This window comes from Xanthobacter agilis (assembly GCF_021730435.1).
GTDB classification, from domain to species: Bacteria; Pseudomonadota; Alphaproteobacteria; order Rhizobiales; family Xanthobacteraceae; genus Xanthobacter; species Xanthobacter agilis.
The window spans coordinates 50,107-61,396 of record NZ_JABWGX010000028.1 but is presented as its reverse complement, the minus strand read 5'-3'; the positions used below and the strand labels follow the sequence as shown (position 1 = coordinate 61,396).

Genomic DNA, 11,290 nt, shown 5'->3' with positions numbered 1-11,290 from the left:
ACTCACGCCTGCCTTCACCACAAGTATCCCTCGACGGGCAAGCTGGAGCGCTGGCCGCTCGCGCGCGATGGGGCGGATCTCGATATGGCTCTGCCGGTCACGCTGGTTGCGAGCACGCTGGAACCCCAGATCTGCCTGGCCGAGGAAGGCTTTGGCCTCGTCTGTCTGCCGCAGTTCGCCGTGCGCACTCAGCTTTCGCGCGGCACGCTGGTCAGCGTGCTCGACGACTACATCCGCGATGTGGGCGCTTTCCATATTCTGTGGCCGGCAAGCCGCCACCCGTCGCCGAAGCTGTCCGCCTTCGTCTCGTTCATGGCCGAGAACCTGCTGCGCTATCCGCAACCGTTGCCCTGCAAAGCCGAAGCGCAGTGAACCAGCAACACGGGTCCGTTTGCGGGAGCGCTTCGTCGTGTCCGGTTCGATCTTCCCCTCTCAACGAGCTTCGGTAACGCTAGCCGCCGCCGCGACACGGTCAAGCCCGGCCCGCACCAGACCGTATAGAGCCTGACCGCGCCGCTCGATTGCGCCGGCCGAACGCCTCCTCGCCCTCGATCGGAGGGTGACATCGAAGGGAGCAGCGATGCAACGAAACGAGCGATTCGCGGTAATGGAAGGCTAGCGCTCTCGCTGTTCATCCGCTTCTGGATGGCGCTGACGCCACCGCTCTCCGACAGCGCGCAAGCCTCAGCCCGCGCCAAGGGTAACGAGCGGTTCGAGGGCTTCCTGCAATCGCTTGGCCGCAGACTCGCGACGGGCGACCGATTCCTGAGAGAGCTGTCGCGGGGGGTCTGGCGCAGGCTGCGAAGCACCGCGGAGATTGAGCGACCATCCCATTCTATTTTGGTCGCTTCGCCACATAATCGCGCGGGTTGGTCCCCAACAGGCGTCGGAACATCGCTGCAAAAGCGCTAGGTGTTTCATAGCCCAAGGCTTGCGCCGTTTGCATAACGGTCTCGCCCGCAATCAACATCGGCACAGCTGCCAATATGCATGCCTGCTGGCGCCAGACGGACAGCGTGCAGCCGAGTTCCTCTCGCGCCAGCCGCACCAGAGTTCGCACGGAGGCCCCGGCAAGAACAGCCAGGTCGGCGATGCGGTGCTCTGATCCGGGATTGGCCAGAATAGTCTGGCAGGCGCGTGCCAGCCGGATATCGGATGGCATGGTAAGCGAAAGTTCGTCGTCTGGAAGATCGGTCAGTTCATCGAGCAGCACCGCGAGCAACCGAGCCCGTCTTTCGATAGCGTCATCGCGTTCCTGGTCGCGGATCGCGCGCAGGATCAACTCGCGCAGCAGCGGCGTGACGGCGTAGCCGGCAGGAAATTGACTTGAGCGCGAGCAGATGCTGTCCGGCGCGATGTAGAGCGTTCGCAACGAAACCACCCCCCGCCCACGCATTTCGTGGACCATACGAGGCGGCGTCCACACCGCGCGTCCCGGCGGAACCAGCCAAAGCCGATGCGCTGCCCGGATTTCCATGACGCCTTCGGTCGCATGAATGAATTGACCGTCTGCATGACAGTGTGGCCCCACCATCCATCCATTGGGATAGTCACGCGCGACCGCGATGACGGCAGGCCGAGGTTGACCATTCGCAGGCGTCATCAAGCTGACTTGTTCACCGGTTGCTGGCGTACAGATGCTCCGCGAACCAGTCTCGGGCTGCTCCACTGGTGCGGTCGAATTGACGGACATAGGGATCGAAATGGCCTCCGGGAATGGTGACGAGACGTTTGGGTGGCAGCGCTTGCTGGTAGGCCGACAGGCATAGATCGGTCGCCGTGAGCACATCCTTCTCTGCCACGATCATCAAGAATGGCGTCGGACTGATGCGGGTGATGTAGATGCCCGGTTCGTTCTCGCGGGCCAGTTCGGCGCTGCGCAGCGTGATTTCGTTGCGCCAGCCTGGCGCAACGGGCCGGGTTTCGGTGAAGAAGTCAAAGCTGTCCGGGCCGCCCATGGCGCAGGCTACGGTCGGATCGTCGGAGACAGCGGGCAACATCATCGGCGCCTCGCCCCGATAGCGCGCTGCGCGGTCGGCTTCGAACCGGGCGATCAGGGCAGGCACGAGATCGGCGCGGGTACGCCGGAGCGCCGACTGATAGCCGCTGATCGTCGGAACCTGACTGACGACGCATTTGACGCGCCGGTCGGTTGCCCCGATCTCAATGACATGACCGCCGCTGAAGCTCGTCCCCCAGATGCCGATACGGGTCGGATCAACCCATGGCACAGTTTGCGCGAAGCTGATTGCATCGCGATAACCGCGTCGCTGCAACACAGGGTCGACCTCCTGACGCGGCGCGCCGTCGCTGGCACCGAAATTGGCGTGATCGTAGACGAGGACACCGAATCCGGCTGTCGCGAATACCTCGGCATACCGATCGAGATACTGTTCCTTCACGCAGGATAGCCCGTGCGCCATGACGATGGCCGGGCGATCATCATAGCCGTTTGCCGGCCGGTAGAGCCAGCCCCGCAACGTGCAACCTTCGGACGGAAATTCGACATCGGTGCGCATGGGAAATCTCCGCTGGGTTCGGAGACCCTTTTGCCTGTTTCCGCGAGGGTGTTCGCCGCGCTATTTGACAGAAACTACGCCAGATCGGCCAAAATAGTGACCTGCTCCTGACTTTTCATCCAGCGCGGACCAGAGTCTCGATCTTGGTTACGCCGTTGGGCGCGGTGTGAGCAACAGGCCGGGCTGCGGAGCTTTCAGATTGCTCAGCGGATCGGCTTATTGCGGTCAGGTGTGCAGCGTAGGCTGCGGGTGACGCCATACCGATGGGCCTACAGATCGAGGACGACTGATAAATTCGCTGCCCTGGTCGACCCGGATGGACTGCGGATAGCCATGCTCTCCCTCGAAATCCGGTCGGCAGACCGGGTCGACTGGTATCTCACCGTCATGCGTCAGAAACCGATGGCTTTACATGTCGACCGTTCGCTCATCCCGTGTGGTGTTCCACCAGATGCGCGGCGGGTGCGTCTTCGATCCCATCCGCGCAGGAGGCGAGAGAGGCGCTGGTCAGCCGGATTTCGAGGTAGGAGATTTCCCTGCCACGATAGAAGGTCTGCTCCGCCAGCGCATGAACCACGGCAACACGCGCCATGTCCGGCTGCTCGCCAAGAGCGAGGCGCAGACCAAGGGGGCGATGGGCGGTCAGGTCGCGGATGAGAAGGTCCGACAAACGACCTGTCCGTGCCCCCTGTCTCCTCGTCCTCGTACCGGGTGACGCCCGACCGGTTGGTTGACAGCATCCGTCGAACCCGCTTTCATCCACGCATCATGATCGACACCGCGTCCGTGAACCTTCTGCGACTTCTCTGCCCGGCCTCCTGAGAGGACCGGGTTCGTCGCCGTTCGTGTTCTGTGATCCGCGGGAAATACCACATGTCGTTCATCGACCAGCCGGAGCGTTCGGCCCGGCGCAATTTCTTCGCAAAGCGCCTCGTCGCTCAGTATTGCGGCATCGATCCGATTGCAGCCCTGCGACTTATCGGCAGCCGTCGGGCCTGACGGCTGCCCGGCGGCTGCACCCCTGGCCGTATTCGTCCCCATTTCGAATACACCCAGCGGAGACGCACCCACCATGTTGCGCGATCCTTCCATCAAATACGCCCCCTTCGCTCATGTCGACCTGCCCGACCGCACCTGGCCGTCACGGACCATCACCAAGGCGCCGCGCTGGCTGTCCACCGACCTGCGCGACGGCAACCAGGCCCTGGTCGATCCCATGGACGCGGAGAAGAAGCGTCGCTTCCTCGACATGCTGCTGAAGATCGGCTTGAAGGAAATCGAAGTCGGCTTCCCCTCCGCCTCGCAGACGGAGTTCGACTTCATCCGCCATCTGGTGGAGGGCGACCTCATTCCCGACGACGTGCACATCCAGGTGCTGACTCAGGCGCGGCGGGATCTGATCGAGCGTACTTTCGAAAGCCTGCGCGGGGCGCCACGCGCCATCGTGCACCTGTACAATGCCATATCGCCCGCCTGGCGCCGCATCGTCTTCGGCCTGGACCGGGCCGGCATCAAGGACATTGCCGTCAAAGGCGTCACCATCCTGCGCGAACAGGCGGAGAAATACCCCGAAACGCGCTGGACCTATGAATATTCGCCCGAAACCTTCAGCACGGCGGAACCCGACTTCGCGATCGAGGTGTGCGAGGCGGTGCTGGACGTGCTGCAACCGACGCCCGACCACCCGGTCATCCTGAACCTGCCTGCGACGGTGGAGGCGGCCGGTCCTCACGTCTATGCCGACCAGATCGAGCGCTTCTGCCGCCAGATCAGCCGCCGCGACAGCGTCGTCGTCAGCGTCCATCCCCACAACGACCGAGGCACCGGCGTCGCCGCCGCAGAGCTGGCGGTGCAGGCCGGCGCCGACCGCGTGGAAGGCTGCCTGTTCGGCAACGGCGAGCGCACGGGCAACGTCGACTTGGTGACCCTGGCGCTGAACCTGTACACCCAGGGCGTCGATCCAGGACTGGACTTCTCCGACATCCAATCGGTTGTTCAGACCGTGCAGTACTGCAACCAGATCCCCGTGCACCCACGCCACCCCTATGCCGGCGAACTGGTGTTCACCGCTTTCTCCGGCTCACACCAGGACGCCATCAAGAAAGGCCTGGAGGCTCAGGCGGCCCGCAACGACATATCGTGGGACGTTCCCTACCTGCCCATCGACCCGGCCGACCTGGGCTGCAGCTACGAAGCGGTGATCCGCGTCAACAGCCAGTCGGGCAAAGGCGGCGTCGCTTGGGTGCTGGAACAAGACAAAGGCCTGAAGCTCCCCCGCGCCCTACAGGTGCACTTCAGCCGCATCGTCCAGAGCCACGCCGACGAGACCGGCCGGGAGCTGACCGCCACCGATATCTGGGCGATCTTCCAGGACACCTACCTGCCGACCGGCGACCGGCGCTTCGATCTGATCGACCACCGGGAGACAGGCTCACCCCGCAGCCCCGATCGCATGTTCGTGGGCCGCGTGAGCATCGGGCGCGAGGAACGCTCGATCAGCGGCCGAGGCAACGGGCTGCTGTCCAGCGTGCTCGCCGCGCTGAAGGCCGACTGCGACATCGACATGGATATCCTCGACTACCAGGAGCACGCCATCGGTCACGGCGGTGACGCCCGCGCCGCCGCCTATGTGCAATGCCAAACCGCCGACGGTCGCGTGGTCTTCGGCGTGGGCATCGACACCAACGTGGCCACGGCGTCGGTGCGCGCGGTGCTGAGCGCCGCCAACGGTTTGGGATGACCCTTCTCGCGACCGGGCACCCCGGCCTCGGCGCAAGTAAAGCCCGGGCAAGGGCGGCCGGGATGGAGGGGATCATCCGGCCCGTAGAAGCGAGCGCCGGGAATGATGACCGGATCAGGATGCACAAAGCCGTAGAACCTGAAAGCCGTGCATCCTGATCGCCGTCTTTCCTCATGAACACGACGAAGCGCCCCGCCCGAAGACGGAGCGCTATCGCGATCGTCAGGCGGTGACGATCTTGCCGGACTGGCGGGCGCGCAGCGCCTATCAGCTCAACGGATGCTCGGCCTTGAAGTGGAGGTCCCGTTCGACCGGGAGCCGGAGCCGCCCGCGCACCGATCGGATTTAGGCAAGACTGACATAGCCGAGCTCGGGTTCGCCAAGGCCGAGATCGCAGAGGCCGAGATCGCAGAGGCCGAACAGACGGTCGGGGTCCTCGGGATCGGCTTTGGTGAGAAGCCAGGTGGCACCAGCGTCCGGCGTGAAGAGCTTCACGACGGGAGGCGGATCGATGTTCTCGCCGGCGGCGCTGCGCGCGCCATTGGCGAGGAGCCGGGTATAGAGTTCGTCGGTGAGGAGTGCTGCGGCCATGTCGGCCTCCCTTCGATGTCACCCTCCGATCGAGGGCGAGGAGGCGTTCGGCCGGCGCAATCGAGCAGCGCGGTCAGGCCCTACTCGGTCTGGTGCGGGCCGGGCTTGACCGCGCCGCGGCGGCGGCCAGCGTTACCCAAGCTCGTCGAGAGGGGGAGATCGAGGCGGAAGGTGCAGACAGGCCGTCCCAAGAGCCGACACGCGCATCAGGCCTCGAAGCGCTTCTTCCTGACACCGCGCTGCGTGGTTTGGGATTTGGCCGAGGTCGAAGCGTGGCTCGACGAGAGGCTCCACGCATCGGAAGCGGACACCTTGCGCAAGGCACCAGCGCCGGACGTTCGTCAACGGCGTGCGCGACCGATCAGGACATCGCTTCAGCGGGATTGAAAGGCACCGGTGTGATCGCTTTCCAGGCTTCCAGACGAATTCAGCGCAACAAATGAAGCTTCCGGCCCGGTCGCGGCCATTCCGCCACCGCCGGTGATCCCTGTGAGCGACGGGAGATTCCGTCGATCCATGCCAAACCGCAAGATCAGTCGAGCACGCCATAGCCGCGAGCGCCTAATTGGTATCGCCACAGAGGAATGAACGATGAGGGCGGCTCTTCAAAACTATCATGCCCGGATGCAGCGGGTGCTGGACTACATCGACCAGCATCTCGACGTTGATTTGGACCTGGAAACGGTGAGCGGCGTCGCGGCCTTCTCGATGTATCATTTCCACCGGCAGTTCACGGCGATCTTCGGGTTGTCCGTGCATCGCTATGTCCAGCTCGCCCGCATGAAGCGTGCTTCCTACCGGCTGGCCTACAGGCACGCCCAAAACGTTACGGACATTGCGATGGATGCCGGGTACGACGCGCCGGATGCTTTCGCCCGCGCCTTTCGGCAACGGTTCGGGCAATCGCCTTCGTCGTTCCGAAAATCTCCCGATTGGGAGCTGTGGCTTGCGGCCTTCGGGCCTCTCGACAACGCGAGGAGCAAGCTCATGCAGAAGACCTTTACCACGGACGACGTGACGATTCGCGATGTGCCCGCGACACCGGTGGCGATCATGGAGCATCGCGGCGCCCCGGCGACGCTCGGCGCCACCATCCAGCGGTTCATCGCCTGGCGCACCGCCGCCGGCCTGCACCCCAAGACAAGTCCGACCTTCAATGTCTGGCGGTCCGAGCGGCGTCCTGCCTCGCCTGCCGACTATAGCGTCGACCTGTGCGTCGGGATCGACCGACCGATCGAGGCGAACGGCGAAGGGATCAAGGCCGGCGAGATCCCCGGCGGACGTTGTGCGGTGCTGCGCGTCGTCGGCTACACCGACAATCTGGAGCCCGCCGTGCTCTATCTCTATCGCGACTGGCTGCCGGCCAGCGGCGAGGAAGCCCGCGATTTTCCGATCTATTGCCAGCGGCTGAGCTTCTTCCCGGAGGTGCCGGAGCATGAGGCTGTCGCGGAACTGTTCTTGCCGCTGAAATAGCGTCCTCGGATGGCGGCCTGTCCATTCCGCCAGCCGGCGGCGGATGGGCCGTTGTCTATTGGTGGGAACCATTTGCCCACGACGCCATTTCGAAGAATCACGGAGAACTACGGCGTCGACGCAGTTCTCTGTTTCATCGGTCTTGGCCCGCTGGGCTCCAGACTCAGTTGAGCCAATAGGCAACGACGGCGGCGAGATCGGTTGCGCTGAGGAAGTTGCGGGCGAGCTTGTCGTATCCCCTGGCGATGCGGCTGGGAGTCATCTGCCGGATCCGACATATCGCCTCATCCGCCTGGGCTTCGTCGCGGCAGGCGACGATGACGCGGGCAACCGGTTCGGTTCGCGCGGCCTTTGCGGGAGCGGACCTGTTCCCTGCACGAAGGGACTTGATCTTATTTCACAACACACATTATACAATAAGCGTTATGAAATGGAGTCCACGGAAATGGCTCGCCCACGTAGCTTCGACGAAGACCGTCTCTTGACCGGGGCGATGCACGTGTTCCGCCGTCAGGGCTTTGCCGCAAGTTCCGTGCGCGATCTGGAGGAGGCGACCGGCATGACGTCTGGAAGCCTCTACAACAGCTACCGCGACAAGCGAGGCCTCTTCGAGGCCGCATCCGCCCACTACAACCGGACGGTCCTCGCCCGCCGTATCGCGGATCATGCGCCCGAGGGCGCGGGCATCGCGGGCCTTCGGCGGCTGTTCCTGTCCCTCCTGCATGAGCCGGACGGCGGCTCGTCCGGCTGCCTGATCACCAACAGTGCGGTCGAATTCGGCCGCAAGGATCAGCCTGGTTTCGTAACCGAGGGATTCGCCGTCCTCCGCGCGTGTTTCGCCGACCGCCTCGGCGGCAACGATACTGAGGCCGTCGCCTTGCTCGCGCTCTATCAGGGCATCCTCGTTCTGATCCGGGCCGGCTACGACAAGGCCGCGCTCGAAGCGATGATCACGCAGCATTTCGAGACCTTGGAGAAGCACCATGGATGCTGAAGCGCTCTGGCCCCGCTATGCCGCGATCTGGTCGTCCGACCCGGCGCGGCGGGAGAGCGAGCTGAAGGAATGCCTCGCCGACGACGCCAGCTACTGCGATCCGAACGGTCCGCTGAAGGGCCGGGCCGCGCTGTCCGACTACATGGCCGGCTTCCAGCAGAGCGTGCCGGGCGGCCGCTTCCGGATCATCCAGGTGATCGCGCATAACGGCCGGTCTCTCGCCCGATGGGCGCTCCAGAATGCGGATGGTACCGTGCTGCAGCTCGGCGCGAGCTTCGCCCATCATGATGCCGAAGGGCGCCTGAAGGAAATCAACGGATTCTTCCCGCTGACGTCGTCAGACCCCACGGCGAGAGCCTCGACATGACGTCGCAGCGGGCGCTGGCGGAGGAGTACGCCGCCAGGATCGAAGGTTTCGGCCCGATTTCCGTGCACCGCTATTTCGGGGGCGCGAGCCTGCGGGCCGATGGCGTTCAGTTTGGCTTCGTCATGAAGGGCGTCCTCTATCTCAAGGCCGACGAGGTCAGTCGCGGCGCCTTCGAACGACATGGCTGCGCGCCGTTCAGCTACGCCGGCGCCTCAGGCCAAGTGACGGTCGCGGCCTATTACGAGGCACCGGGCGAGGCCCTCGACGACCCCGAAGGCTTGTCCGGCTGGGCAGCGGATGCGCTCAGGGCCGCCCGCTCGGTTCCGCAACGAAAGCGCGGCGCATCATGAGACAGATCACCTTCCACACGACCGGCCGTCCGGCGGATGTGGCCGAATGCATCGACGTGCCGGATCCGGCCTTCACTGCGGATGACCAGGTTCCGGTTCCTTGACCGTCGACCTTCCCGCCAAAGACGGGAAGGCTAGCGGACGTTTCGTTGTGTGGGTTGGCGGCTCACCAGCCCTGGTCGATCGGCAGAACGAAGAGCTCCGCGACGTTGACATGAGCCGGCGCCTGAAGCGCGAACAGGATGGTGTCGGCGATGTCTGCGCCTTGCAGGAAGGACATCTGCTTGGTGAGATCATCCATTTGCTGGCGGTAGCCGGGGTCCGTGATCTGGTCGTAGAGTTCGGTGGCGACGGCGCCGGGCTGGATGCAGGTGACGCGGATGTTGTGCTTCTGCCCGACCTCCATGCGCAGGCCGTCGGAGAAGGCGGTGACCGCGTGCTTCGTCGCACAATAGACCGACAGCCCCTTGAAGACCTTGCGGCCGGCGATCGAGGATGTGTTGAAGATATGGCCCGAATGCTGCTTGATCATCTGCGGCAGTACGGCCGCCGTCGTGTTGAGCAGGCCCTTGACGTTGACATCGACCATGCGGTGCCATTCGCTGGTCTTGAGCTGGTCAACGTCGGAAAGCGGCATCAGGCCGGCATTGTTGAGGAGAATGTCGATCGAGCCGTAGGCCGCGACCAGCTTCTTGACTCCCGCTTCGACGCAGGCCGGATCGACCACGTCCATTTCGATCACGAGAGCTTCGCCGCCCTTTTCCGTGATGTCGGCCTTCAGGGCTTCGAGGCGCTCGGTACGCCGGGCCGCGATGCCGACCTTGACGCCCGCCGCAGCCAGCTTGTGCGCCGCGGCCGCACCGATGCCGCTCGATGCACCGGAAATCAGTGCGACTTTTCCATTGATGTTCGTCACGGCACGTCTCCTTGTTGCTCGCGAACCCGTCCCGGGAGTGGACAGGCGCTCGCGTTCGACAGGGAGAAATTTATGAAACCCCGGCTTTTTCCTCTCTCGGCGCCTTGCCGAGGCTGTCGGGATTTTGCTCAATTCGCCATCAACACGCGCGAAACGCCTCAGCCTCGCCGATAGTCGGTCGGTGAGAGGCCCGTCTCGCGGCGGAAGATCTGCGCGAAATGGCTGGGGCTGGAATAGCCGACGGTCATTCCGATCTCGATGATGCTGGCGTCGGTTTCTTGCAGCAGTTGCTGTGCCTTGGCGACACGCTGCCGAATGAAATACCGCGACGGCGAGACCCCGGTCGATTTCTTGAAGAGCCGACTGAAATGGAACGCGCTCATTCCCACCTCATGCGCCAAGCTGTTGAGATCAAAGGGCTGATCGAGCCGGGCGGCCATGAAGGCAATGGCCCGCCGCAGTTTCGAGCCGGACAAGGCGGTTTGGGCACGCGCTGCGGTATCTGCAACGCCATAGTGGCGCACGAGGTGCACGGCCAAGCTCTGCGCCAGTCCTTCGACGAACAGCGCGCTGCCGCCGTTTTCGGCGACCAATTCTCCACGAAGGAGGCTTAGGATATGCGAGATCGTCGTGTCGCGCCCCCCGGAGATATCCTTCAAGGTGACGTTGCCGCTGGCCTTGCCCAGCATCTCTCGCGCGACCTTTTCGAACAGCGCGATGGAGACATAGAGGTGCATGACCTGAAATGGCTGATCACCGTCGGCCTGCCATCGCATTTCATAGGGAGCAGGTGATCGTGTCAGGAAGAAATCGCCGACACTCACACGGCTCGCTTCCCATTCACCTCCAAGATCCCTTTCTTCGACGGTGGCACTGCCCGACATGACCCAGACGATGAGCGGCTCAGCGACGGCGGGAACCAGGAAGGGCTGTTGAACGTGATTGCGGGAGAAGACCTGCACGAAAACGTCTTTCCACGCCGGTCCATCGCCGCTGATCAACGTGGTCCCGCTGATATAGCTTTCAAGCCCGATCGGGGAGGTCCGCTCAGGGGTAGGTGGCGGTGTGGATGGTTTATTCAAAACCAATATCATCTTCCTTACATTGCGTATTCAGGTTTTCCTCATAGCAATGCAACACTGACGGCGGCGATATCATTCAGGGCGGCAGAAAACATATCAATGTATTTTTTATGACTGTTGCGGACGTTTTCTGTCGTGATACATGACCATGCCGGCATGGGACACCACCTGCCGGCCACGCTGCATCGCACGGTCGCGGATGCCATCGACCGTGTGGCGAAAAGGGCACCGCCGAACATCCGGTAACGCACGTGGCTC

The 11,290-nt window shown here is 63.5% G+C and carries 11 protein-coding genes and 5 pseudogenes; 8 read left to right on the top strand and 8 right to left on the bottom strand.

Annotation, left to right across the window (positions count from 1 at the left end; all coding sequences use genetic code 11):
• Positions 1-372 (top strand): LysR substrate-binding domain-containing protein (locus tag HUW53_RS18045; protein ID WP_237347140.1); only part of this gene is annotated, 372 nt, incomplete at its 5' end.
• A 249-nt stretch (positions 373-621) separates the two neighbouring features.
• A pseudogene (locus HUW53_RS18040) lies at positions 622-789 on the top strand (CopG family transcriptional regulator); the annotation flags it as partial.
• Positions 790-835: 46 nt separating this feature from the next.
• Here HUW53_RS18040 and HUW53_RS18035 read toward each other — a convergent pair.
• The 4 genes and pseudogenes from HUW53_RS18035 to HUW53_RS18020 all read right to left on the bottom strand — a co-directional run.
• Entirely contained in the window at positions 836-1,603 is a 768-nt protein-coding gene (locus HUW53_RS18035; RefSeq protein WP_237347139.1) for an AraC family transcriptional regulator, read from the bottom strand.
• A 13-nt stretch (positions 1,604-1,616) separates the two neighbouring features.
• Positions 1,617-2,519, bottom strand: coding sequence for an alpha/beta hydrolase (locus HUW53_RS18030; RefSeq protein ID WP_237347138.1), 903 nt, complete (start codon positions 2,517-2,519; stop codon positions 1,617-1,619).
• A 115-nt stretch (positions 2,520-2,634) separates the two neighbouring features.
• A pseudogene (locus HUW53_RS18025) lies at positions 2,635-2,784 on the bottom strand (IS3 family transposase); the annotation flags it as partial.
• A gap of 165 nt (positions 2,785-2,949) precedes the next feature.
• Positions 2,950-3,189, bottom strand: a pseudogene (locus HUW53_RS18020) (chromosome partitioning protein ParB); the annotation flags it as partial.
• A 203-nt stretch (positions 3,190-3,392) separates the two neighbouring features.
• Here HUW53_RS18020 and HUW53_RS21870 point away from each other — a divergent pair.
• Together HUW53_RS21870 and leuA are read left to right on the top strand one after the other, a co-directional pair.
• Positions 3,393-3,518, top strand: a complete 126-nt coding sequence (locus HUW53_RS21870; RefSeq protein ID WP_272904303.1) for a hypothetical protein — start codon at positions 3,393-3,395, stop codon at positions 3,516-3,518.
• A gap of 73 nt (positions 3,519-3,591) precedes the next feature.
• Positions 3,592-5,259 carry a 2-isopropylmalate synthase gene (leuA, locus tag HUW53_RS18015; protein ID WP_237347137.1) on the top strand — a complete coding sequence of 556 codons (1,668 nt, stop codon included), beginning with the start codon at positions 3,592-3,594 and terminating at the stop codon, positions 5,257-5,259.
• A 267-nt stretch (positions 5,260-5,526) separates the two neighbouring features.
• Here leuA and HUW53_RS18010 read toward each other — a convergent pair.
• Positions 5,527-5,850: pseudogene (locus tag HUW53_RS18010) on the bottom strand (DUF2958 domain-containing protein).
• 591 nt (positions 5,851-6,441) lie between these two features.
• Here HUW53_RS18010 and HUW53_RS18000 point away from each other — a divergent pair.
• Positions 6,442-7,323 (top strand): AraC family transcriptional regulator, encoded by an 882-nt coding sequence (locus tag HUW53_RS18000; protein WP_237347136.1) that lies wholly within the window; start codon positions 6,442-6,444, stop codon positions 7,321-7,323.
• A gap of 163 nt (positions 7,324-7,486) precedes the next feature.
• Here HUW53_RS18000 and HUW53_RS17995 read toward each other — a convergent pair.
• Positions 7,487-7,576, bottom strand: a pseudogene (locus HUW53_RS17995) (IS5/IS1182 family transposase); the annotation flags it as partial.
• Positions 7,577-7,768: 192 nt separating this feature from the next.
• On the opposite strand from HUW53_RS17995, the gene HUW53_RS17990 reads away from it, so the two are divergent.
• The 3 genes from HUW53_RS17990 to HUW53_RS17980 are packed head-to-tail and all read left to right on the top strand — an operon-like array spanning position 7,769 to position 9,034.
• On the top strand, positions 7,769-8,317 hold the full coding sequence (locus HUW53_RS17990; RefSeq protein ID WP_237347145.1) for a TetR/AcrR family transcriptional regulator: 549 nt from the start codon (positions 7,769-7,771) through the stop codon (positions 8,315-8,317).
• The gene (locus HUW53_RS17985; protein ID WP_237347135.1) at positions 8,307-8,684 is read left to right on the top strand and encodes a nuclear transport factor 2 family protein; all 378 of its coding nucleotides are present in this window, start codon (positions 8,307-8,309) and stop codon (positions 8,682-8,684) included. The genes HUW53_RS17990 and HUW53_RS17985 overlap by 11 nt, the downstream gene beginning before the upstream one ends.
• Positions 8,681-9,034, top strand: coding sequence for a TfoX/Sxy family protein (locus HUW53_RS17980; RefSeq protein WP_237347134.1), 354 nt, complete (start codon positions 8,681-8,683; stop codon positions 9,032-9,034). Before HUW53_RS17985 ends, HUW53_RS17980 begins: the two co-directional genes overlap by 4 nt.
• A 166-nt stretch (positions 9,035-9,200) precedes the next feature.
• On the opposite strand, the gene HUW53_RS17975 is transcribed toward HUW53_RS17980, so the two are convergent.
• Both HUW53_RS17975 and HUW53_RS17970 read right to left on the bottom strand, forming a co-directional pair.
• The gene (locus tag HUW53_RS17975) at positions 9,201-9,950 is read right to left on the bottom strand and encodes an SDR family oxidoreductase (RefSeq protein WP_237347133.1); all 750 of its coding nucleotides are present in this window, start codon (positions 9,948-9,950) and stop codon (positions 9,201-9,203) included.
• Positions 9,951-10,108: 158 nt separating this feature from the next.
• Entirely contained in the window at positions 10,109-11,044 is a 936-nt protein-coding gene (locus HUW53_RS17970) for a helix-turn-helix domain-containing protein (RefSeq protein ID WP_237347132.1), read from the bottom strand.
• Positions 11,045-11,290: the final 246 nt, after the last annotated feature.